We start from the raw sequence: 22,724 nt of genomic DNA on the forward strand, positions 1-22,724 counted from the left end.
GGCCTGGACCCGCTCGTCGGTTGCGACAGACACGACTCGATGATATGCGTTACGCGTTACGCGTTACACGTATCATCAAACCATGGGCACTAAGGCTCGCATCACGCCGGCGGCACTGCTGCTGCTGGGCATGGACTCCCTGGTTAGCGAGGGTGGAGTCGTGTCCCGCGCCAAGTGGGTGGCGCGCGCACTGGTTGAAGAGATGTCTGCAGCGATGCCGCCGGGCGAAGCAGCCAGTTCCGTGGATAGGTACCGCGATCCTCAGCGCGGCGTGACTGACAAGGCAGTCGCGCGGGCGACGAATGAACTCTTGCGCACAGGATTCATCGAACCGCGAGGCGTGGGTTCCGAGGCGGTGTGGGTGATCGCGCCGCGTAAGGAAACCGATGTCCGTCGCCTATGGGCAGTCTTGACCGCCAAGGAGCGCAGCGCCGTCCACGAGGCTGCTCATCGCACGTTCGCCCTCGAGGTCGCGTGGTCGAAAACACCCCGCGCTGCTGCGCATTCCAGTTGAGGCACCTCGACATCGGAGACGATCCGGCGCCAACCACTTCCGCGGTTCACAAGCGTCGACATCCTCACCTCCCCCGACCGAGTAGCGCGGCTCGAAACCCGAATCCGCCTGTTCGGGAGGTGGACGAATGGAGCCTCCCAGATGCCATCCTCTATCTGCATCCAATCAGCGACCATGGCGCGCGCCAATGCATCGTCCATTTCTCGTGCTGACTGAAAGCGCCTCGACGGAATCGCATTAGTTGCTTTTGCGATGATGCGACGTAGAGACTTGGGTGTCCAAACAGGCAGGCTTAGGTCGGCAACTCGAACAGGTAGCCACCCCTTGAGTAGCCGCTCCTGGATCATGGCGGTCGAGTAGTCGGAATACGGAAAGTGTCCGCCGATCAACTCACGCAGCACAAGGCCGACGGAAAAGACGTCGCTTGATCTGTTGAGGAGGCCCGTTAGCGCGAGTTCCGGTGGGCTATATAGTGTTGGGTTGTTGAGTGCTGGCACCTCCCCATTCGAGTCGAACAGGCCAGCTAATCCCAGGTCCGCAACCTTGGCCCTAGTGTGATCACTGGAAAGCAGGATGTTGCCGCTCTTAACATCTCTGTGCGCTATTCCGTGGACGTCGTGAAGTTCAGCAAGGCCCCGAAGAGTTGCCTGAATTATGCCAATGCTCTCCGTCACAGTGAAATGCTCGCCTCGCAGTAGGGCGTCGGTGATGCTGCCCCTCTCGAGGTAGGGAGTCACCAACTCAATGACTTGCATTGGCATCGGGTAGCCGTCGACGCCGGCAGCAGCAACGATCTTCAGGATGTTCGGGTGATCGATCATCTGCAGCGTTGCTGCCTCAGGAAGCACGTCGTCGTGCTCGATGCCGGAAATGTCGATGCGCTTTCCGACTCGATGGCATCCAAGGATGGGATCCCACCAGAGCCGCACCTCATTGATCCCCCCGGGGATGCTTTGCAGGCACTCGAACTCAAGACGCAATATCTCTACGTGCTGACGGTCGCCTGGCTGTGCCCCGTCCGCCTGAGCATTCACTTGGCACCGTCCGTCGCAATGAGTGTCGCGGCGGCAGCAAAGGCCTCGGCCATGCCGGTCGTCCAGTACGTAGGAATCACTGACAGGCCCAAAGAGGCGTGGTTCACGGACTTCACATCGGTGGCAGGGACGGCGAGTGTCTTTCCGATCTCACTGGTTTTGATCTCGCGGTACGGCAGGGACAGTTCCGTGCAGGCGAGCATGACGCTGCAGACAGCTGAGATCCTGGAGTAGGCGTCCTTATATTTCCATCCCGAGTACGCGCGGGTGGCCACCAGCCCGACCGCCTCCGCCTTGCTGGCACGCAGCGCCTGCATCACCCGGTTGCGTAGATCAGCTAAGGCCAATGCGTCGTCGAGCCCAGAGTTGACGGTCAGTCGAACCGACAAGGACGGTATTGCGGATCCGAGCTCGCTGGAGTCCGCCGCCTCCGAGATCGCGATAAACGTATGACCTGACTTGATGTTCACCCCTGCTGCGCGCACTAGACCATTGTGGGGCACGTGCACCACGGAGACGCGGATTCGCGACCCTCGCGGCGAATCTCAGATTCACTCCACGCAGATGCAGGTCGAGAAAGCTGGGGCCGCCAGCATCACGCGACGCACGACTGCAAGGGGCACCGGAGACAGGACGACCTTGGTCAGCCGGCGGAGCCGCGCGCTTCGACCCGACGAACGTGACCGGTCCGATGACAGCCCGGCCCCGAGTCTGTGAGGACTTTCTGTACTGGCTTAAACGCGCCTCCGGCGCGAAAGAGCGCGGGACCCCGCGATGGGGACCCCGCGCTCCGGCGCTGGCGCGCCTACGCGCACCCCACCGCACCCCGCGCTATCGGGCGGCTGAGGGCGCTCCGGTCAGTTCTCAGTGCCGCAGCAGCCGTCCGCACACCCGGCCGGCGACGCCGCGGTCTCGCTGCCCTGGTGCAGGGCCGCGTTTGGGGCGCAGCAGCTGTCGCCCTTCCATGCCTCTCGGCCCTCCTTGACCGCAACTGCGGCGATTACCAGAGCCGCCACAGGGTCGGCCCAAGACCAGCCAAACAGGGAGTTGACCGCGAGCCCGACGAGCAGGACGGCAGACAGGTACGTGCACAGGAGGGTCTGCTTGGAGTCGGCAACCGCGGATCGTGACCCGAGTTCACGCCCGGCCCTGCGCTGCGCATACGACAGGCCAGGCATCACCAAGAGGCTGACGGCGGCGAGCACGAGGCCCACCGTGGAGTGTTCCGCCTCACCAGCGCCCACCAGCGACCGGACCGCCTCGACCGTGACATAGGCAGCGAGCGCGAAGAACGACCAAGCGATCACTCGGAGGGCCACCTTCTCCCTCGCCTCGGGGTCGCGACCCGAGAACTGCCAGGCGACGGCGGCCGCGGACGACACCTCGATGACCGAGTCCAGGCCGAAGCCGATCAAGGCCGTGGAGGATGCGGCGCGGCCGGCCCACAGGGCGATGACTGCCTCGATGACGTTGTACGTGATCGTTGCCGCGACCAAGAGTCGGACCCGGCGCGCCAGGACCGCACGGCGCGCCAGGACCGACGGGGACGAGAGCTCAATGAACGCCATCTGGATCAGCCCGCCAGTTCGCTGACGTCGACCGGGGCGCACATCGGATCGACGGTGAGCACCACGCTGAGCAGGTCACTCAACGCGTGTCCGACCTTCGCGTCTGCCAGCTCATACCGCGTGCGTCGACCCTCGGGGACGGTCACCACGAGACCGCACCCGCGCAGGCACGACAAATGGTTCGAGACCCCCTGCCGTGAGACGCCCAGCCGGTCAGCCAGGTCGCTGGGGTACGCGGGGCCCTCGAGCAGTGCGAGGAGAATCTGCGTGCGGGTCGGGTCCGAGAGCGCGTGCCCGAACCGGGCCAGCACCTCACCGTGGGTTGCAGCCATCATGAACACCACAGTACATGGGTGGCTGAATCCATCGGCAACTGGATCGAGTGGCGGGCTCACGTCGCCTGTGACCGTGCGCCGCCGACCCGACGCTCCACTGTCCGCCCGCCTCCGGACCGCCTCAAGGCCGCTGCGCGTCACTGCGTGATGGCCTCCGGCCAGCCCTGACCCGGCCACTCCGGCAGGCTCCCCTGCTCCGCTATCGGGTCGGTGGCTCCGTGTGCTCATCCTCCGAAACCGATTCGGGCTTGCCTGCTTCAGGCGTCGAGCATCGCCTTGTCCTCGGCGGACCACGCACTCTTGTGGCCGCGCGGAAAGACCCAGCGGAAGAGCCGCAGCCCGGGGCGATGACACCAGCAGTCGCCGGCACACCCGCACGAGACGAGCCCCAACCGTTCCCGCACCAGACCTACGACAGCAGCCCCGAGGTACAGACCCACGGCGATCCCCAGCAGGCGTCTCACGACAACACCTCAACCAGCTGCTCCACCGTCGGAGAGCCCGCGCGACCATCCGGTGTGGTGAACACGCGACATGCCAGCGCCGGGCGCTCCTCACCAGAGGCGAAGGGGTCCCGACCGTCGATGACGATGGTGGGCGACCCGATGAAACCGAGACGCTCAGCCTCCTCCGTCGTCTCCACCAGGACACGATGAACCGGCTCGTCACCTCGACCCACGCTGACCAGCGCCGAGCGAAGCCGCTCCTCCGCGACAGTCCAGTTCGGACATCCATCGAAGTACAGCAGTCGCACATCCATGGATCCATGATGCGCCCCAAGGTGTCGGACGGCTGCAGCCAGGTCATCACGGTTCGTCGCGCCCTCCCGGCCGCCTGACAGACTGCCTGACGACGCCTGGTCACGAACGCCGCCAACCACACACACCAGTGGACTGTGACCGCGGTGCGCACGACCCGAACCAGTCGCCCGATTGACCTTTGCAAGCAGGGGGTTAGGGGTTCGAGTCCCCTTGGCTCCACCATCTCGTGACCCCGTCCTTCGCGACGGGGTCCTTTTCTTTTCCATGCGTATGCCGCAGAGCTCGCTGGCGCTGGCCGCTGACTGCTGGCCTGGGTCGGGAGGCGTCACCTCCGGGACCGCCGGACGACCACGAATCGCCCTGGGACGGGATCCGGGCGGGGGCTGAGCACGGCCGGCGACACCGAGCGCGAATGGTGGTCGTCGTTGGACACGCTCGGTCGACGCGTCTCACCGGATCACAGGCACTGGGAAGCCGCCGAGTAGCGGCGTACCGCCGAGCAGGGCCACGCTGGTGGCATGGACGCCACTGACGCAACTCACCGTTTCAGGCACCGGTTCCTGCCCCAGACGGTCGCCTTTGTGACGGGCGAGTCGGCGACGGCGATGCCGGTCGAGCTCGACCGCCTCGACGTCGCCCGTCCCATGGTCATCAGCACCCCGTCGGCCCATCTCATGGCGCGGCGGATCTTCGACGGGACGGAGGTGGCGCTGTGGTGGGACGACGTGGTGCAGCACGTGCCGGCCGATCTCGTCGACAGCGCGACCGAGGCGGCCCGGCACGCCGGTGTCGACGGACTCGTCACGATCGGGGGCGGCTCGGCGACCGGCCTCGGCAAAGCCCTCGCCAAGGAGCTGGACCTGCGCCTCGTCGCCCTGCCGACGACCTACTCAGGGTCGGAGTCGACGAACATCTTCGGGATCACCAGGGACCGGACCAAGGTCACCGCCGTCGACGACCGGGCCTTGCCCGCTGTCGTCCTCTACGACGCGGACCTCGCTGCCACGATGCCCCACGACCTCGCCGTTGCGTCCGGCATCAACGCGCTCGCGCACTCGGTCGAGGCGTTCTGGGCGCCCGGGGCCGACCCGATCAACGATGCCCTCGCGCAGGAGTCGATCAGCCTGCTCGTCGCCGGTCTCCACGCCACCGCGACCGACGCGCCGGACCGGCTCGGCCATGAGCGCTGCCTCCTCGGCGCCTACCTGTCCGGCGTCGTGCTCGCGTCGGCCGGCTCGGGTCTGCACCACACGATCTGCCACGTCCTCGGTGGCGCCTTCCGGATGCCGCACGCCCTGACCCACGCGGCGGTGCTGCCCCACGTCGTGGCGTTCAACGCCCCACCCGGGTCCCCGATCGCGGGGCGACTGGCCGCCGCCTTCGGCGGGAACGACCCGACGGAGGTGCTCGCCGGCATCGCCGCGCCCCTTGGCGGCTCCGTCGCGCTGGGTGAGCACGGGCTGACCGAGGACGACGTCGAGCACGCGGTGGAAATGCTCTCCGGCTCCTCGCTCGAGGACAACCCGCGGCCCGTCTCCCGGGAGGATCTCGTGCGAATCATCGACGGTGCGCGCACGGGTGCCAAGCCGCAGCCGTCACGATCCGGCAACCTCTGAGAGTTTCCTGTGGCGGCCCTCGCCGAACCGGTATAGCGTGACGTGGGCGACGCCATCATCTGCTCGTCGCCAAAGCGTTCCCAACTTGTCGCCGAGTCGCTACACTCGGAGACAGCGAAGGGTTGGGCCCGCACGAACCGCGCCCAGCCCTTCTGCATGTGCTGGCTCGCACTGTCCCCCTGTCTGTGCGAGCCAGCTCAAGCGGAGAGGGACCAGGCCACGTGGCCGGGTCCCTCTGCTGTGTCCGCATGGCCCCGTGGGTCGGGAGCCGCTGGCAGGCGCGGGTCAGACGCCCCGGCCGTTCTCGTCCTCGTCGGCCGCCTCGTCATCCAGCTCGTCGGCGGCCACCTGGTCGGCGTCCATCTCGGCGTTGCCCGCGCCGCCGACGCCGGCGCCGCTGCCTGTGACACCGCCGTCCACGCCGCTCACCGTCTCGGCCGGCGCGGTCACGCCGACAGACGCGGTCCCGGCCGCGCCGCCGCCGAGGAGGTCGGACTCACCCAGCTCGCCGGTGTGGTCCTTCGCGTCGACGAGGCCACCGACCCGCTCGGCAGCCCGGTCCTTGAACGACGGTGACGTCGGGTCGGTGAGCGGCGTCGCCCACGGGTCCTGCGTCTGCTGCTTCTGCCGGAACGCCGCCACGGCGGCAACGATGGCCGCGACGAGGCCGATCCCGATGAGCCACTTGCCCTTGGAGCGCCGCTCCTTGACCGTCGCCTCGCCCTTGAGCACCTTGAGGGCGCCGCGCGCGCGCTCGTTGCCGACGTGTGCGGTCTCGCGGGCGTGCTCGACGTATGGCGCCGCCCCCTCCTTCGCCTCGGAGAGGCTCGCCGCCGCTGTCGTGATCGCCGCGGACACCTTGGGCAGGACGTTCTCGAGGAGCGTCGACTGCGCCGCCTCGACCTTCGGTCGTGCCCGGTCCACCGCCTCGTGCACGGCCGGTGCCGCGGCCTCCTTGGCCATGGTCCACCGCTCGCGCGCCAGGTCGGACGCGTCGTGGAGCGTCGGGCCGGCTGCCTCGCGCAGCGTCGCGGCGACGTCCCGCAGCGAGGCGGCCGTCTCTCGGGCGGTCTCGCGCGTGCTCGCGCTGACGTCGCCGGCGCCCGACCGGGACGACGCGGCGAGGTCCGCAGCCTGATCGGCGACAGCGCTGGCCCGGTCGGCGAGGACCGCCGCGGTCGCCTTCGCGCTGTCCTTGGCGCTGCTCATCTGCTGCTGGATGGTGCTGCCGGCGTCGGCAACCCGGTCGGTCATACGGTCAGTACGGGTCCTGCAGAACATCAGTCCTCCTTGGTCCTCGGGTTCCTTACCCATCCTGCCGTGGTCCGTCACTGCTCACTTCTGCGGCGCTGGTCACCCCCGGACCAGCCTCCGGCGTCGCGCCCGCCTCGGACGCAGCCGCCTGCGGCGCAGCCGTCACGTCCGGCGTCGCCGGCACATCGGGCGTCACCATCGCGTCCGGTGCCGCGGCGCCGGTCAGGTCGGGTGCCGTCAGGTCCGGCTCCGGCACGAGGTGCGGTGTCGCCGGTCCGGGAGCGGTCGTGCGCGGCTCCGGTCCGGGCACCTCATGGACGGGGCGGCCCTCGGCGACCTTGTCGACCCCCCGGGCCACCTGTTCCTTGGCCTTGCTGATCTTGTCGCCGTACTTGCCGCCGGTCCGCTCATCGATCGCGTGCCCGGCCTTGTCCGCGAGATCCTCGATCCGCTCGCGGTTCTCGTAGGCGAGCTCGCCCGCCTTTTCCTTCGCCTGCTGCGCCGCGACCTTGGCCTGCTCGGCGAGCTGGTTCGCCTTCGTCTGCAGGTCCAGCTCCTCGGCCTTCTGCTTGAGCTTGTCCAGGAATGACATCGTCGTCTGCCTCCTCGGCGCCTCGGGTGGGAACTCCCACGGTCCGACCCTAGAACGTCCCGTCCGTTCGTGGCAGTTCCACAGCCATTCCGTATGCCGACGCACGGGAGCTCACGGCCGCGAGCGGCCTGCGCCCCCGCAAGCCCACGCTGCCTCGCGACGTGGCTCAGCGGCATACGGCTGGCGTGAAAGGATTGGGCCCATGAAGGCAACCCTGCACACGAACCACGGGGACATCCGCGTCGAGCTGTTCCCCAACCACGCGCCGAAGACGGTCGCCAACTTCGCCGGCCTGGCCAAGGGCGACAAGGAGTACAAGGACGAGGCCGGCCGGTCCAACCCGACCCCGTTCTACGACGGGCTCATCTTCCATCGGATCATCCCGAACTTCATGATCCAGGGCGGCTGCCCGGTGGGTCAGGGCTTCGGCGGCCCGGGCTACACGTTCGACGACGAGATCAGCCCCGACAAGAACTTCAACCAGCCGTACATGCTCGCCATGGCGAACGCCGGCAAGCGGATGGGCAAGGGCACCAACGGCTCGCAGTTCTTCATCACCGTCGCCCCGACGCCCTGGCTGCAGGGCAAGCACACGATCTTTGGCGAGGTCGCCGACGACGAGTCCCGCAAGGTCGTCGACGAGATCGCCGCGGTCAAGACCGGCGCCAACGACAAGCCCGTCGAGGACGTCGTCATCAACTCGGTCAGCATCGAGGACTGAGACAGCCTTGGCGGACAACGGAACTGGTGGTCAGCCCCCGACCCAGTCGTGGGGGGCTGACCACCTGCCTGCCGCCCCGTCGGTGTGCCCGCGGCACCCCGACCGGGAGGCGTATGTCCGCTGTCAGCGCTGCGGCCGGCCCGCCTGTCCGGAGTGCCAGCGGCCGGCTCCGGTCGGGATCCAGTGCGTCGACTGCGTCCGGGAGGCCGCTCGCTCCTCGCGTCAGACCCAGACGGTCTTCGGCGGTCGGGTGACCGACGGCCGCCCGGTCGTCACCTTCGCGCTGATCGCGATCTGCGTCGCGGTCTTCCTCGTCCAGTGGGTCTCGCCGAGCTTCACCGACGACTTCGCGTTCCGGCCGGTGCAGGGCTGGGTCGAGCCGTGGCGGTTCATCACGGCGATGTTCCTGCACTCCCCGGGCTCGCTGATGCACATCGGCTTCAACATGTATGCCCTCTACGTGCTCGGCTCCTACCTCGAGCCGCTCATGGGCCGCGCCCGGTTCCTCGCCCTCTACCTCGTCAGCGGCATCGGTGGCCAGGTCGCCCTGCTCCTGCTGGCGGGCAGCCCCACCGTCGCCGGCCTCGCCGCGGGACAGGACCGAGCCTGGATCACCCCCGTCGTCGGCGCGTCCGGCGCGATCTTCGGCCTCTTCGGTGCCCTCATCGTGCTGAACCGCCACCTGAACCGGTCGGTCGCCGGGATCTACGGGATCGTCCTTATCAACGCCGTCCTCGGCTTCATCATCCCCAACGTCGCGTGGCAGGCCCACCTCGGCGGCTTCGTCGTCGGCCTCGCCGGCGCCGGCGTCATCGTCCTGGCCCGTCGGCGCACCCTGCCGGCGCTCGCCTGGTCGGGGCTCGTCGGTCTCCTCGTCCTGCTCGTCGCCGTCGCGGTGGTCAAGTACCTCACCGTCCCGGACATGATCCGCGAGCTGACGGCCTTCCGCGCTGGCTGAGGTCAGGCGCGCTCCTACCGAATCGGGTCCGCACCCGAATCGGTAGGCCCGGCGCCCCGCCGTCCCCTACGGAATCGGGTCCGCACCCGAATCCGGAGGGGGCGGCGCTCGACATCCGCGGCTCCTTGTCAGTAGATACCCTAGGGGGGTAGAGTGTCAGGCGAGGCAGACGAAAGGACCAGCCATGGCCGACTCCGAGACTGCGGTGGAGCAGGTGGCCCGTGACGAGGCGCCGAAGCACGAGCACAGCTACATCCACAACAAGACCAAGGACGACTACCTCAAGCGGCTCCGCCGGATCGAGGGGCAGGCCCGCGGTCTGCAGCGGATGGTCGAGGACGAGCAGTACTGCATCGACATCCTGACCCAGATCTCCGCGACGACGAAGGCGCTGCAGGCCGTCGCCCTCGGCCTGCTCGACGAGCACCTCAACCACTGCGTCCTCGAGGCCGCCCACCATGGCGGGCCCGAGGCGGACCACAAGATGCAGGAGGCGTCCGAGGCGATCCGTCGCCTCGTCCGCTCCTGACCCCGCAGGATCCACCCCATCAGGAAAGGCGCTCCACCATGAGCCAGACCGCCAGCTACACCGTCTCCGGCATGACCTGCGGCCACTGCGTCGCCTCGGTGACCGAGGAGGTCCAGGAGATCCCGGGTGTCGAGAACGTCGACGTCGTGCTCGACACCGGCGCCCTCACCATCACCAGCGCCGACCCCATCGACCCGGCAGCGGTCAGGGCCGCCGTCGAGGAGGCCGGCTACCAGCTCGCCTGAGAGCCAACCCGGCACCCGCGTCCGGTTAGGCGCGGGGCCGACTCAGCGTCATACCAGCGAAGTGAGGCAGAGATGAGTTCCGTGACCGAGCAGCTCGGTCAGCCCGCCACCCACGACATCGAGCTCGCGATCAGCGGCATGACCTGTGCGTCGTGCGCGAACCGCATCGAGCGCAAGCTCAACAAGGTCGACGGTGTCACGGCGACGGTCAACTACGCGACGGAGAAGGCGAAGGTCACCTTCCCCGAGTCCCTTACGCCGGGTGACCTCGTGCGCGTCGTCGAGGCGGCGGGGTATGCCGCTGAGCTGCCGCCCCCGCCCACCGCACCGTCCGCTGCGGCTGGGTCAGCGGACACGGCCGAGGTGACCACGGCCGACGAGCGGGTCCGCTCGCTCCGGCACCGGCTGCTCGTCTCGGCTGCGCTCAGTGTGCCCGTCATCGTCCTCGCCATGGTGCCGGCGCTGCAGTTCCGCTACTGGCAGTGGCTGTCGCTGACGCTCGCCGCCCCCGTCGTCGTGTGGGGCGCCTGGCCGTTCCACCGGGCGGCCTGGGTCAACCTGCGCCACCGCACCACGACGATGGACACGCTCATCTCGATGGGCACCCTGGCCGCGTTCGGCTGGTCGCTCTATGCCCTGTTCCTCGGCACGGCCGGCATGCCCGGGATGACGCACCCGTTCGAGCTGACGATCAGCCGCTCGGAGGGCGCGGGCAACATCTACCTCGAGGTCGCGGCGGGCGTCACGACGTTCATCCTGGCCGGCCGCTACTTCGAGGCCCGGTCGAAGCGGCAGGCCGGTGCGGCGCTGCGTGCCCTGCTCGAGCTCGGCAGCAAGGAGGTCGCGGTGCTGCGCGACGGGCCCTCCGGCCCGGTGGAGCAGCGGATCCCGACCGACCAGCTCGTCGTCGGTGACCGCTTCGTCGTACGACCGGGCGAGAAGGTCGCGACCGACGGAGTCGTCGAGGAGGGCACGTCTGCGGTCGACGTGTCGATGCTGACCGGTGAGTCGGTGCCGGTCGAGGTCGGGCCGGACGACGCCGTCACGGGTGCGACGGTCAACGCCGGTGGCCGGCTCGTCGTGCGCGCCACCCGCGTCGGTGCCGACACCCAGCTCGCCCAGATGGCCCGCCTCGTCGAGGAGGCCCAGAACGGCAAGGCACAGGTCCAGCGCCTCGCCGACCGGATCTCGGGCATCTTCGTGCCGATCGTCATCGCCCTCGCGCTCGGGACGCTCGTCTTCTGGCTCGTGACCGGGGCCGGTGCGACCGCCGCGTTCACCGCCGCCGTGGCGGTGCTCATCATCGCCTGCCCGTGCGCCCTCGGTCTCGCGACTCCGACCGCCCTGATGGTCGGCACGGGTCGCGGCGCCCAGCTCGGCATCCTCATCAAGGGTCCCGAGGTCCTCGAGTCGACCAAGCGCGTCGACACCGTCGTCCTCGACAAGACGGGCACCGTGACGACCGGCACGATGACCCTGCTCGACGTCGTGCCGGCCGACGGCGAGGACCGCGACACCGTGCTGCGGATGGCCGGCGCCCTCGAGGACGCCTCCGAGCACCCGATCGCCCAGGCGATCGCGGACGGCGCCCGGGACCGGCTCGGCACGCTGCCGGCGGTGAGCGACTTCGCGAACGTCGAGGGACGTGGCGTGCAGGGCGTCGTCGCGGACGACGAGGGCGACCGCTCGGTCGTCGTCGGCCGGCCGAGCCTGCTCGCCGACTGGGCGCAGGCCCTGCCGAGCGAGCTCGAGGAGGCTCTACGGTCGGCGCAGGCGAGCGGCGGCACGGCCGTCGCGGTCGGCTGGGACGGCGCGGCGCGCGGCATCATCGTCGTCGCCGACGCGGTCAAGCCGACCTCGGCCGAGGCGATCCGCCAGCTGCGCGAGCTGGGCCTGCACCCGGTCCTGCTCACCGGTGACCACGAGACCGTGGCCGGGACCATCGCGGCCGAGGTCGGCATCGACGCCGACGCCGTCATCGCCGACGTGCTGCCCGCCGACAAGGTCGAGGTCGTGCGGCGCCTGCAGGCCGAGGGCAAGGTCGTCGCCATGGTCGGCGACGGTGTCAACGACGCGGCGGCGCTCGCCCAGGCCGACCTCGGCCTGGCGATGGGCACGGGCACCGACGTCGCCATCGAGGCGAGCGACCTGACCCTCGTGCGCGGCGACCTGCGCAGCGCAGCCGACGCGATCCGGCTCTCCCGCCGGACGCTCGGCACGATCAAGGGCAACCTGTTCTGGGCGTTCGCGTACAACGTGGCGGCGCTGCCGCTCGCGGCGGCCGGCCTGCTCAACCCGATGCTCGCCGGGGCGGCGATGGCGTTCTCGTCGGTCTTCGTGGTGAGCAACAGCCTGCGGCTGCGCGGCTTCCAGCCGCTGACCCGGAACTGACCGAGCAGGAGGCACCGCGTCGCGTCGGAGCTTCACGTCGAGTGGCCCGGCACGTCGCGCTGACGTGCCGGGCCCTCGACCGGGCCCTCGACCGGGCCCTCGACCGGGGCCGGGAAACGGGGCCGGTCAGAACGGGTACGGCGCGTGCCCGTCCTGCTGCACCGTGACCCAGCGGGTCTCCGTGAAGGAGTCGATGCCCGCCTCGCCGCCGAACTTGCCGTAGCCGGAGTTCTGGATGCCACCGAAGGGCGCCATCGGCTCGTCGTTGACCGGCTGGTCGTTGACATGGACGATGCCGGTGCGCAGCCGCTGGGCCACGGACAGCCCCTCCCGCAGGTTCTCGGTGATGACGCCGGCCGTCAGGCCGTACTGCGTGTCGTTGGCGAGGGCGACGGCGGCGTCGACGTCGTCCGCCGTGTAGACGGTCGTTGCGGCCCCGAAGATCTCCTCGGTGTGGATCCGCATGTCCGGCGTGATGTCGGTCAGCACCGTGGCCGGCACTACCCGGCCGTCCGGCTTGCCGCCGCCGGCGAGGACCCGGGCGCCCTTGTCGACCGCGTCCTGGATCTGCGCCCACTGCCGGTCGGCAGCCGCCTGGTTGACCTGCGGCCCGATGACCGTGTCGGGCCTCGTCGGGTCGCCGGTCGGCAGGTCGGCCACCTTCTTGGCGAAGGCCTGGCTGAACTCGTCGGCGATGCGACGGTCGACGACGACGCGGTCGACCGACATGCAGATCTGGCCGGCGTTCATGAAGGCGCCGAAGGTGGCGGCGTTGACCGCGTAGTCGACGTCGGCATCCTCGAGGACGACGAGGCTGTTCTTGCCCCCGAGCTCGAGCACCGCCGGCTTGAGGTGCTGGGCGGCGAGGGTGCCGATCGTCCGGCCCACCTTCGTCGAGCCGGTGAAGTTGACGTTGCGTACGCGCTCGTCGGAGATGAGCGCCTCGACGACCTGGGGGCCGTCCGAGCGGTCGTTCGTCACGACGTTGAGCACACCGGCCGGCAGGCCTGCCTCGAGCAGGATGTCGGCGATGAACAGGCCGCAGGCGATCGGCGCGTCCTCGCTCGGCTTGAGCACGACGGTGTTGCCCACCGCCAGCGGGATCGCGACAGCACGGGTGCCGAGGATGAGCGGCGCGTTCCACGGCGAGATCGCCGCGCACACGCCATACGGCTGACGGACGCCGAAGGAGAGCTTGCCGGGCATGTCGGTGGCGAGGATCTGCCCCTGGGTCGCCGTCGTCGCGGCAGCGGCGGAGCGCAGGATCCCGGCCGCGAGGTGCGCGTTGAAGCCGGCCCACGACGACACGCCGCCGACCTCCTCGGCCATCAGCTGGATCGCCTCCGGCGTCCGCTGCTCCATGAGGTCCGCAGCCCGCGAGAAGATCCGCGCCCGGTCGCTCGGCGGCATCGCAACCCAGCCGGGAAACGCTGACTCGGCCGCATCGACGGCGCGGGTCACGTCTTCCGGACCGGCGGCCGCGACCTGCGCGTAGGGCTCGCCCGACCACGGGCTGATGTCATCGGCCGTGCGGCCGGAGGCGGCGGGAACGTGCTCGCCGTTGATGATGAGCTGACGGGTGACGGCCATCGGTGGCTCCTCTCCCGGGCGGGAGCCGACCCGCTCGGACGTGCGGACGTGGGGTGTCCCTCGACGCTACCCCCGAGGGCCGCCGGCCCGTGTGACAGGAGTGACAGCGGACTCACTCGAGGGGCAGGTCGCGTCTGCCGGGGCTGGTGCGACAGAGTTGTCCACACTGGGGACAACTCCTGTGGACGTAGTTACAGCGATGTCATTCATCCCCAGCTGTGGACACACCCTGTGGACGGACCGACCGCTCGACGCGGCGAAAGTGACCGGTCGACGGGGGCCGGGCGGTCAGCGCCACCGCATCGTCATGACGAACCCGGCGAGCAGCAGGACGAAGCCGACACCGAGGTTCCAGGCCCCGAGCGCGGAGACGGGGTAGCGGTACTCGGTCACGTAGTAGACGACGATCCACAGCAACCCGACGATCATCAGCGTCACGAAGGTGGGGGCCCACCACGTGGGGTTCGGCTCGACCGCCTTGCTCCGCTGAGGCTGGGTGTATGCCGCCGCCTTCTTGTCGCGGCCTCTCGACTCGGGCACTGCACGCTCCTTGGGTCAGAATGGTGCGACCAGCCTAGATCAGGACCGAGTGCAGACAGTGGGGACGACCATGCCAGACGACGTCGAGCCGGCGCGCGACCCCGCCGCGCCCGCCCCCCGCCGGCGGCTGCGCACCTGGACCGTGCTCGTGCCGGTCATCACCGCCGTGGCGGGGCTGATGTTCGCCATGAGCTTCCGCGCCGCCCAGGGCAGCGACCTGCGCGCCGACCGCGACCTGCCCCAGCTCATCCTCGACGCCAACGAGCGGGTCGAGGCGCAGGCCGCCCGGCTCGACACCCTCCAGCACGAGGTCGACGGGCTCTCCAAGGCCCAGGCCCCGCGCGACGCCCGCCTCGGGGCGCTCACCGACAAGGCCGATGCGTACGCCCGCGAGGTGGGCCGCACTCCCGTCTCCGGCCCCGCCCTCACCGTCACCCTGACCGACTCGAAGGTGAGCCTCGACTCGCTGCCCGCCCAGTTCACCGGTGACGACATCGTCGTGCACCAGCAGGACGTCCAGGCGGTCGTCAACGCGCTGTGGGCGGGCGGCGCGCAGGCGATGATGATCCAGGACCAGCGCGTCATCGCCACGAGCGCGGTCCGGTGCGTCGGCAACACGCTCATCCTCCAGGGCCGGGTCTACTCGCCGCCCTACGTCATCACGGCGATCGGGGACACCGGCCGGATGCAGCGCGCGGTGACCGCCGACCCGACGATCCAGATCTACCAGCAGTATGTCGCCGCCATGGGCCTCGGCTGGGACATGTCGGTCGAGCGCCAGGCGAAGTTCCCCGCCTACTCCGGCTCCGTGGAGCTGAGCCACGCCCAGGTCATCCCCTGAGCGGCCGGACCCCCGCCCCGACCGGCCGGTCTACCCTTCCGCCATGGGCCCGCGCATCCTCGTCGTCGACAACTACGACAGCTTCGTCTACACGATCGTCGGCTACCTCGAGCAGCTCGGCGCGGACTGCGACGTCAGGCGGAACGACGCGGTCGCGCCCGGGGACTCAGCGGCATACGACGGCGTCGTGATCTCCCCCGGCCCCGGGACCCCGGAGCGTGCGGGCGTCTCGGTCGACCTCATCCGTGCGTGCGCGGCCGAGGCGCGGCCGCTGTTCGGGGTGTGCCTCGGCCACCAGGCGCTCGCCGTCGCCTTCGGGGCGACGGTCGGCCGCGCCCCCGAGCTGCTGCACGGCAAGACCTCCGAGGTCATCCACGACGGCACGGGCGTGCTCGAGGGGCTGCCGTCACCGTTCACCGCAACGCGCTACCACTCGCTCACGGTCGAGCCGGCCAGCCTGCCGGCCGACCTCGTCGCGACCGGCCACACCGAGTCGGGCGTCGTGATGAGCCTGCGACACCGCGAGCTGCCGCTCCACGGCGTGCAGTTCCACCCGGAGAGTGTGCTGACCCAGGGTGGCCACCGGATGCTCGCGAACTTCCTGAGGCTGTGCGGCGACGACGGGGCCGTCGGCCGCGCCGAGGGGCTCAGCCCGCTCGTCAGCGCCGCCATCTGACCCCGACCCACGCTGACCAGCGGGGCGGCCTCAGCCGTTGCCGCCGCCCGGCTTCGTCTCGCTCGAGGTCGGGGGCGGCGTGTCGGTCGGCGTCGAGGGCGGCGCCGTCACCGTCTCGGTCTGAGTGATCGTCTGGGTCGGGATCGGCGACTGAGCCACCTCGACCTTGATCTTCGAGCCGACCTTGACCGCCTCGCCCGCGTGCTCGACGCTGAGGACCTCACCCGGCGTCTTGTCGGTGGAGTCGACATACGTCGGCACCGGCGTCACGTGGTAGTCGTTGGCCAGGCGCGTCGACACGATCGTCCACTGCTGTCCGACGAGGTCGTCGGGGATCTCGACCTTGCCGGACGCGAGGTTGAGGGTCACGCCGGAGCCAGTGTTGACGCTCTGGCCGACGGCGGGGTCGGTCGAGACGACCTTGCCCTTGTCCTGCGTGGGGTCGTTGACGTCCTTGGTCCCGGACACGGTGAGGCCGGCATCCTGGAGGGCCTGCTTGGCGGTCTCCTCCGACATCCCGGTGACGTCGGGCACCTTGACCGTGTCGGGGCCCGTCGAGACGACGTAGCTGATGGTGCTGCCCTCGTTGACCGTCTGGCCCTGCGCCGGGTCCTGCTTGAAGACGGTGCCCTTCTCGGCGGGGTTGGCCTCCTCGGTGGCGGAGCCCTTGAGGTGCTTCTGCGAGAGTGCCGACTCCGCCTGCTGGGCGGTGAGCCCGACGAGGCGCGGCACCGTCGTCGTGACGACGGGCGGCTGCTGGTTGCCGAACCACATCGCCGCGAGCCAGCCGACCCCGGCGAGCAGGAGGATGACGAGCAGCGTGATGAGGGCGGCCTTGCCGCCGCTGCCCTTGCGCTCGGCCCGGGCCACGTCCTCGGGCCGGCCGACTGCCGGCATGCCGGCGGTGTTGTCGGCGACCTGTCCCACCCGCGTCTGCACGACCGTCGGTGCGCCCGGGCTGGCATAGGCCGCCGGCATCGTCTGGGTCGTCGCGGCAGCGCCCAGCGCGGCCGCGGCGCCGAGGGCGGCGTTGCTGATGGGGCGGCCGGTGCGGACGTTCTCGAGATCGCGGTGGAAGGAGGCGGCGTCCTGGTAGCGGGCCTCCCGGTCCTTGGCGAGGGCGTGGAGGGTCACGGCGTCGAGGTCGCCGCCGATGCTGGGGTTCCACACGCTCGGGGGCTGGGCCTGCTCGCCGACGTGCTGGTAGGCGATGGCGACCGGCGAGTCGCCGGTGAACGGGGTGCGTCCGGTCAGCAGCTCGTAGAGGACGCAGCCGGTCGAGTAGAGGTCGGATCGGGCGTCGACCGTCTGGCCCTGCGCCTGCTCCGGGGAGAGGTACTGGGCGGTGCCGACGACGGCCTGGGTCGCCGTCATCGTCGCGGCGGTGTCGGCGACGGCGCGGGCGATGCCGAAGTCCATCACCTTGACCTGGTCGCTCGTCGTCAGCATGACGTTGCCGGGCTTGATGTCGCGGTGGACGATGCCCATCCGGTGGCTGTAGGCGAGCGCGTCGAGGATCCCCTCGGTGAGCCGGATCGCCTCCGCCGGCTCGAGCGGCGCCCCCTGCACGAGCCGGTCACGCAGCGTGATGCCGTCGACGTACTCCATGACGATGTAGGGCAGCGGCACGACCGAGCCGCCCGGTGACTCGACCTCGTCCTCGCCGGAGTCGTAGATCGCGACGATCGCCGGGTGGTTCAGCCCGGCGGCCGACTGCGCCTCGCGACGGAAGCGGGTCAGGAAGTTGGGGTCGCGCGCCAGGTCGGAGCGCAGCATCTTGATGGCGACGGTCCGGCCGAGCCGGGTGTCGTGCCCGAGGTGCACGTCCGCCATGCCACCTCGCCCGATGAGCCGGCCGACCTCATACCGTCCGCCCAGGACGCGTGGGGTGGTGCTCACGCCGTCCACCTCTGATCGTTCTGACACTGCCCGGTCCCATCCGTGTGCGTGCTCTGCGGGTCTGGTTTGAGGGATTGTCTCCCACGAGTCGTCACCGGCCCAGCACCGCCTCCATGACGGCGCGGGCGATCGGGGCGGCCACGCGGCCGCCGCCCACCTCGCTCCGCGTGACGCCACCGTCCTCGACGATGACGGCCACGGCGACCTTGGGGTCGTCCGCCGGTGCGAAGCTGATGAACCAGGCGTGCGGCGGCTGCTTGGGGTCGTGCTGTGCCGTGCCGGTCTTGCCCGCGACGCGAACTCCGGGGATCTGGGCCCGGGCGCCCGAGCCGTGGTCGACGACCGAGACCATCATGTTCTTGACGATGTCGGCGGTGCGGGTCGAGACCGCCTGGGACAGCTCCTGCGGTTGCGGCGCGCCCGAGATGATGTCGAGGTCCGCGCTGCGCACCCGGCCGACCAGGTAGGGCGTCATGACTCGCCCCTGGTTGGCGATCCCGGCGGCGACCATGGCCATCTGCAGCGGGGTCGTCCGTACGTCGTACTGCCCGATCGCCGACTGGGCCGCCTGGGGGGCGTTGAGGTCGGCGGGCACGCTGCTCGGCACGACACGCATCGGGATCGACAGGGTGTCGCCGAAGCCGAACTTCGCGGCCTGGGCACGCAGCTTCTCGCCGCCGAGCTGCATCCCGAGCGAACCGAAGGCGGTGTTGCACGAGATCTCGAGGGCGTGGACCAAGGTCGTCTTGTCGCCCGGCCCGCACGGCTGGCGGTTCTCGGTGGGCAGCGTGGCGTCGGTGAGGGGCAGGTCGAGCACGGCCGGCCCGGGCACCTGCGAGTTGGCGTCGGTGACGATGCCGTTCTCGAGGGCCGCCGCCGCCGTGACGACCTTGAACGTCGAGCCCGGCGGGTAGAGGTCGTCGATGGTCCGGTTGAGGAAGGGCTTGTCCGGGTTGGTCGAGAGCTTCTCCCACGCCTTGGCGGCCTTGCCGAAGTCGTGGCTGGCGAGGGCGTTGGGGTCGTACTGCGGGTGGCTGACCATGGCGAGGATCGCGCCGGTCTTGGGGTCGAGGGCCACCACCGCCCCGCGGCTCTTGCCGAGCGCCTGGTCGGCGGCCTGCTGCGCCTTGGGGTTGATCGTCAGCTCGATCGTCGCGCCCGACGTCTGCCGCCCGGTGATGAGGTCGGTGACCCGGCGCACGAAGAGGGTGTCGGCCTGCCCGGTCAGCAGGCCGTCGGCTGCGTGCTCGAGGCCGTACGGGTTGCCCACCGCGAAGGAGTAGAAGCCGGTGACCTGCGAGTACAGCTCCGCGGAGGGATAGGTGCGCAGCCACTTGTACTGGTCCTTCACGGCGACCGACTCGGCGATCGGCTTGCCGGCGACCATGATGCCGCCGCGCTCGCGGGAGTAGTTGTCGAGCAGGGTGCGCTTGTTTGCCGCCATGGCGGCCAGGCTCTGGCTCTGGAAGAACTGGATCGACGTCGAGGCGACGAGCAGCGTGACGAAGAGCAGGGCGATGACGACGGACAGGCGCCGGACCGGTGCGTTCACGGCAGCTTCACCACCTGGGTCGCCTCGGCGGCAGCGCCGCCGCGGGAGGGTGGGAGGACGACGTCCGGCATCGGCCGCCGGGCCTGGTCGGAGATGCGCAGCAGGATCGTCATGATGACCCAGTTCGCGAGCAGGGAGGACCCGCCCAGCGAGAGGAACGGTGTCGTCAGGCCGGTGAGCGGGATGACCCGGGTCACGCCGCCGATGACGATGAAGACCTGGAAGGCGACGGAGAAGGACAGGCCGATGGCGAGCAGCTTGCCGAAGCCGTCGCGGACGCCGAGCGCCGTGCGGATGCCGCGCTCGACGAAGAGCAGGTAGAGCACGATGATCGCGACGGCGCCGAACAGCCCGAGCTCCTCGCCGAGACTGGGGAAGATGAAGTCGCTGTCCGCGAACGGAGTCAGGTAGGGCCGCCCGGCTCCGAGGCCTGTCCCGGTCAGGCCGCCGGCGCCCATGCCCCACAGGCCCTTGGCCAGCTGGTCCGAGCGCTCCAGGCTCGACGCGGAGAACGGGTCGAGCCAGAGGGTCACCCGGGTCTGGAAGTGCGAGAAGGTCGACAGCGCGAAGGCGACGGCGGCGGCGAAGAGGGCCAGGCCGATCGCGATCCACGAGACCCGCTCGGTCGCGACGTAGAGCATCGCGACGAAGAGGCCGAAGAAGAGCAGCGCGGTGCCGAGGTCGTTCTCGAAGACGAGGACGAGCACGGCGAGCACCCACGCGACGAGGATCGGGCCGAGGTCACGTCCCCGCGGGAAGGTGAAGCCGAGCACCTTCTTGCCGGCGAGCGACAGGACGTCGCGGGCCTCGACGAGGTAGCCGGCGAAGAAGACGGCGAGCGCGATCTTGGCGAACTCGCCCGGCTGGAAAGACATCCCGCCGATCCCGATCCAGATCCTCGACCCGTTCACGGTGCGGCCGAGGCCGGGCAGGAGCGGCAGGACGAGCAGCACGAAGCCGATGAGCAACGACCAGTAGGTGAACCGGCGCAGCAGCCGGTGGTCGCGCAGCACGACGACGACCGCGATGGCGAGCGCGACCGCGACGGCGGTCCAGATGATCTGGCGGTAGGCGTTGCCGTCGGCGCCGAGCCGACCGGCCGCGAGGTCGAGGCGGTGGATCATGACGAGGCCGAGGCCGTTGAGGCACGTCGTGATCGGCAGCAGCACCGGGTCGGCGTAGGCGGCCCGCCAGCGCAGGACGACATGGACCACGACGGCGAGCAGGACGAGGCCGCCGGCGACCGGGACGATGTTGGCCGGGACGGTGCCGCTCCGGTTGAGGTCGACCGACACCCAGGCGAGCAGGACGATCGCGATGGCGAGCAGGAGCAGCAGCAGCTCGAGCCCTCGCCGGGGGCGGGGCGCGACGGACTCGACGGTCGTCGTCACTTGCGCACCTCCGGCATGGGCGGAGGCGTGTAGAGGGTCGTCGCGGTCGGACGTGGGGTCGCGCTGTGGCTGGGGGTGGGAGTCGGTACGCCGCTGGGCGTGGTCGCCGGCACGGGCGTGCTGCCGCACGTGGTGCCACTCTCGGCGAGGGCCCGGCACCGGTCGGCCTCCTGGCGCAGCCGGGACACCTTCGCGACGGCGTCCGAGAGGCTGACCGCCGGGATCGCCCCGTCGACCGCGCCCTGGACGTCGACGGGCAGCTGGCTGACCGTCACGTCGCTGCGCATCTCGACGTGGTGCAGCGAGATCGGGCCGAGGTCCTGCGAGACGCCGCGGAAGATGGTGACCCGCCCGGCGTCGGCCGCGACGAAGTACTGAGTCTGCGACCAGGCGTAGGCGGCATACCCGCCGGCGACGAGGACGGCGAGGATGACGATCGCCCCGAGTCCGCGGCGGATCGTGCGGCTGCGCCGGCTGCGTGCGGTGCCCTCCTCGGCGAGCTCGACCGGGTCGTCCTCGTCCTCGTCGTCCTCGGAGCGGCCGGTGGCCTCCCGGGACAGGGCGGCCGCCTTCGCGGCCGGGCTCGTCGGGATCGCTCGGGTGCGCGCCCGGAGCCGGCTCTGCGCGGCACCGACCACCTGGGGCGTCGTCGACGTCAGCACCGTGTCGGACGGGACGACGTCGGCGACGATGACGGTGACGTTGTCGCGGGTGCTCGCCTTGAGGGCGACCTCGATGCACCGGTCCGCCGCTTCGGCCGGGGTCTTGGCCTCCTTGACGATCTCCTCGATGACGTCGGCGCCGACGAAGTCGGACAGGCCGTCGGAGCACAGCAGGAGTCGGTCCCCGACCTTCGCCTCGCGCAGCGAGGTGTCCGGCTCGTCGTCGGGCTGGCCCGTCATGACCCGGGTGACGACCGAGCGCTGGGGGTGCCGGCTCGCCTCCTCGCGGGTGATCCGGCCCTCGTCGACGAGCTGCTGGACGAAGGAGTGGTCCTTCGTGATCTGGGTGAAGGTGTCGCCCCGCAGCATGAAGGCGCGGGAGTCGCCGATGTGCGCCATCGCGATCTTGTTGCCGGCGCGGAGCAGGGCGATGGTGGTCGACCCCATCCCGGTGAGCTCGTCGTTCTCGCGGACGGCCTTGGTCAGCTTGGCGTTGGCCCGCCGCAGCGCCCGCTCCAGGCGCGCGACGGCCTGGTCGGCGCCGACCGCCTCGTCGTCGAGCGGGGCCAGCTCGCCCACGATCATCGACGAGGCGACGTCGCCCGCGGCGTGCCCGCCCATCCCGTCGGCGAGGACGAGCAGGTTCGGCCCGGCATAGCCGGAGTCCTCGTTGCGGGACTTCGGGCCGAGGCCGAGGTCGGAGCGCGCGGCGAAGCGCAGGGCGATGGGCACTGTGATCAGCCCCGCAGCTCGATGACGGTCTTGCCGATGCGCAGGGCGGAGCCGACCTCGACCGGACGCGGGGCGGTCAGGCGCTCGCGGCCGAGGTAGGTCCCGTTCGTCGAGCCGAGGTCCTCGACCATCCAGCCGTCGCTGCCCGGATAGATGCGGCAGTGCCGGCCCGAGGCGTAGTCGTCGTCGAGGACGAGGGCGCACTCGGGGTTGCGGCCGACGAGCACGCCGGAGCCCCGCAGCGGCAGCGAGGTGCCGGCGAGCGGACCCTCGGTGACGACCAGGTGCGTCGGCGGGCCGCCCTTGCCGCGGCCCCGGCCGCG

At 70.2% G+C, this 22,724-nt stretch carries 24 protein-coding genes; 9 read left to right on the top strand and 15 right to left on the bottom strand.

Annotation, left to right across the window (positions count from 1 at the left end; genetic code table 11):
- The first annotated feature begins 82 nt into the window (after positions 1-82).
- Positions 83-514 carry a hypothetical protein gene (locus N864_RS24625; RefSeq protein ID WP_155892871.1) on the top strand — a complete coding sequence of 144 codons (432 nt, stop codon included), beginning with the start codon at positions 83-85 and terminating at the stop codon, positions 512-514.
- Here N864_RS24625 and N864_RS24090 read toward each other — a convergent pair.
- The 6 genes from N864_RS24090 to N864_RS08445 form a co-directional block, all read right to left on the bottom strand.
- Positions 448-1,548, bottom strand: coding sequence for a protein kinase domain-containing protein (locus tag N864_RS24090; RefSeq protein WP_205620902.1), 1,101 nt, complete (start codon positions 1,546-1,548; stop codon positions 448-450). The two genes, N864_RS24625 and N864_RS24090, sit on opposite strands and share 67 nt — an antisense overlap.
- A complete protein-coding gene (locus N864_RS24095; protein ID WP_162164517.1) occupies positions 1,545-2,033 on the bottom strand; it encodes a hypothetical protein in 489 nt (162 codons plus the stop codon). The genes N864_RS24090 and N864_RS24095 overlap by 4 nt, the downstream gene beginning before the upstream one ends.
- Positions 2,034-2,405: 372 nt before the next feature.
- On the bottom strand, positions 2,406-3,116 hold the full coding sequence (locus tag N864_RS08430; RefSeq protein WP_081793566.1) for a cation efflux transmembrane domain-containing protein: 711 nt from the start codon (positions 3,114-3,116) through the stop codon (positions 2,406-2,408).
- 5 nt (positions 3,117-3,121) lie between these two features.
- On the bottom strand, positions 3,122-3,451 hold the full coding sequence (locus tag N864_RS08435) for an ArsR/SmtB family transcription factor (protein ID WP_034715671.1): 330 nt from the start codon (positions 3,449-3,451) through the stop codon (positions 3,122-3,124).
- A 257-nt stretch (positions 3,452-3,708) separates the two neighbouring features.
- Complete coding sequence (locus tag N864_RS08440; protein ID WP_034715632.1) at positions 3,709-3,915, bottom strand: hypothetical protein; 207 nt, start codon at positions 3,913-3,915, stop codon at positions 3,709-3,711.
- A complete protein-coding gene (locus tag N864_RS08445; protein WP_034715633.1) occupies positions 3,912-4,211 on the bottom strand; it encodes an alkylmercury lyase in 300 nt (99 codons plus the stop codon). Before N864_RS08445 ends, N864_RS08440 begins: the two co-directional genes overlap by 4 nt.
- Positions 4,212-4,730: 519 nt before the next feature.
- Between N864_RS08445 and N864_RS08450 the strand changes: the two genes are divergently transcribed.
- Positions 4,731-5,828: a maleylacetate reductase gene (locus tag N864_RS08450; protein WP_034715636.1), complete on the top strand. Its 1,098-nt coding sequence runs from the start codon at positions 4,731-4,733 to the stop codon at positions 5,826-5,828.
- A gap of 285 nt (positions 5,829-6,113) precedes the next feature.
- Here N864_RS08450 and N864_RS08455 read toward each other — a convergent pair whose 3' ends face one another.
- Positions 6,114-7,109: a hypothetical protein gene (locus N864_RS08455; RefSeq protein WP_155892872.1), complete on the bottom strand. Its 996-nt coding sequence runs from the start codon at positions 7,107-7,109 to the stop codon at positions 6,114-6,116.
- Positions 7,110-7,134: 25 nt separating this feature from the next.
- Positions 7,135-7,674 (bottom strand): antitoxin, encoded by a 540-nt coding sequence (locus tag N864_RS24630; RefSeq protein WP_034715646.1) that lies wholly within the window; start codon positions 7,672-7,674, stop codon positions 7,135-7,137.
- A 202-nt stretch (positions 7,675-7,876) separates the two neighbouring features.
- Between N864_RS24630 and N864_RS08465 the strand changes: the two genes are divergently transcribed.
- The 5 genes from N864_RS08465 (at position 7,877) to N864_RS08485 (ending at position 12,518) form a co-directional block, all read left to right on the top strand.
- Complete coding sequence (locus tag N864_RS08465) at positions 7,877-8,395, top strand: peptidylprolyl isomerase (RefSeq protein WP_034715648.1); 519 nt, start codon at positions 7,877-7,879, stop codon at positions 8,393-8,395.
- 250 nt (positions 8,396-8,645) lie between these two features.
- The gene (locus N864_RS08470; RefSeq protein ID WP_240474262.1) at positions 8,646-9,353 is read left to right on the top strand and encodes a rhomboid family intramembrane serine protease; all 708 of its coding nucleotides are present in this window, start codon (positions 8,646-8,648) and stop codon (positions 9,351-9,353) included.
- A 184-nt stretch (positions 9,354-9,537) separates the two neighbouring features.
- Positions 9,538-9,882, top strand: a complete 345-nt coding sequence (locus N864_RS08475) for a metal-sensitive transcriptional regulator (protein ID WP_034715650.1) — start codon at positions 9,538-9,540, stop codon at positions 9,880-9,882.
- A 38-nt stretch (positions 9,883-9,920) separates the two neighbouring features.
- Positions 9,921-10,127: a heavy-metal-associated domain-containing protein gene (locus tag N864_RS08480; RefSeq protein ID WP_034715653.1), complete on the top strand. Its 207-nt coding sequence runs from the start codon at positions 9,921-9,923 to the stop codon at positions 10,125-10,127.
- 72 nt (positions 10,128-10,199) lie between these two features.
- The gene (locus N864_RS08485; RefSeq protein ID WP_034715655.1) at positions 10,200-12,518 is read left to right on the top strand and encodes a heavy metal translocating P-type ATPase; all 2,319 of its coding nucleotides are present in this window, start codon (positions 10,200-10,202) and stop codon (positions 12,516-12,518) included.
- Positions 12,519-12,644: 126 nt separating this feature from the next.
- On the opposite strand, the gene N864_RS08490 is transcribed toward N864_RS08485, so the two are convergent.
- Both N864_RS08490 and N864_RS08495 read right to left on the bottom strand, forming a co-directional pair.
- Entirely contained in the window at positions 12,645-14,108 is a 1,464-nt protein-coding gene (locus N864_RS08490) for an aldehyde dehydrogenase family protein (protein WP_034715657.1), read from the bottom strand.
- A gap of 288 nt (positions 14,109-14,396) precedes the next feature.
- Positions 14,397-14,648, bottom strand: a complete 252-nt coding sequence (locus tag N864_RS08495) for a cell division protein CrgA (RefSeq protein ID WP_034715658.1) — start codon at positions 14,646-14,648, stop codon at positions 14,397-14,399.
- A gap of 70 nt (positions 14,649-14,718) precedes the next feature.
- Between N864_RS08495 and N864_RS08500 the strand changes: the two genes are divergently transcribed.
- Both N864_RS08500 and N864_RS08505 read left to right on the top strand, forming a co-directional pair.
- The gene (locus tag N864_RS08500) at positions 14,719-15,489 is read left to right on the top strand and encodes a DUF881 domain-containing protein (protein ID WP_081793570.1); all 771 of its coding nucleotides are present in this window, start codon (positions 14,719-14,721) and stop codon (positions 15,487-15,489) included.
- Positions 15,490-15,532: 43 nt separating this feature from the next.
- Positions 15,533-16,165, top strand: coding sequence for an aminodeoxychorismate/anthranilate synthase component II (locus tag N864_RS08505; RefSeq protein WP_034715660.1), 633 nt, complete (start codon positions 15,533-15,535; stop codon positions 16,163-16,165).
- A gap of 30 nt (positions 16,166-16,195) precedes the next feature.
- Here the strand turns inward: N864_RS08505 and pknB are convergent, their stop codons facing one another.
- The 5 genes from pknB to N864_RS08530 all read right to left on the bottom strand — a co-directional run.
- Positions 16,196-18,064 carry a Stk1 family PASTA domain-containing Ser/Thr kinase gene (gene pknB / locus N864_RS08510; RefSeq protein WP_034715676.1) on the bottom strand — a complete coding sequence of 623 codons (1,869 nt, stop codon included), beginning with the start codon at positions 18,062-18,064 and terminating at the stop codon, positions 16,196-16,198.
- Positions 18,065-18,155: 91 nt separating this feature from the next.
- The gene (locus tag N864_RS08515; RefSeq protein ID WP_034715662.1) at positions 18,156-19,616 is read right to left on the bottom strand and encodes a peptidoglycan D,D-transpeptidase FtsI family protein; all 1,461 of its coding nucleotides are present in this window, start codon (positions 19,614-19,616) and stop codon (positions 18,156-18,158) included.
- A complete protein-coding gene (locus N864_RS08520; RefSeq protein ID WP_034715664.1) occupies positions 19,613-21,007 on the bottom strand; it encodes an FtsW/RodA/SpoVE family cell cycle protein in 1,395 nt (464 codons plus the stop codon). The genes N864_RS08515 and N864_RS08520 overlap by 4 nt, the downstream gene beginning before the upstream one ends.
- A complete protein-coding gene (locus N864_RS08525; RefSeq protein WP_034715666.1) occupies positions 21,004-22,401 on the bottom strand; it encodes a PP2C family protein-serine/threonine phosphatase in 1,398 nt (465 codons plus the stop codon). Before N864_RS08525 ends, N864_RS08520 begins: the two co-directional genes overlap by 4 nt.
- Before the next feature lie 5 nt (positions 22,402-22,406).
- The coding region (locus N864_RS08530) for an FHA domain-containing protein FhaB/FipA (RefSeq protein WP_034715668.1) at positions 22,407-22,724 on the bottom strand (318 nt) is incomplete at its 5' end.

This window comes from Intrasporangium chromatireducens Q5-1 (genome assembly GCF_000576575.1).
Taxonomy (GTDB): Bacteria; Actinomycetota; Actinomycetes; order Actinomycetales; family Dermatophilaceae; genus Intrasporangium_A; species Intrasporangium_A chromatireducens.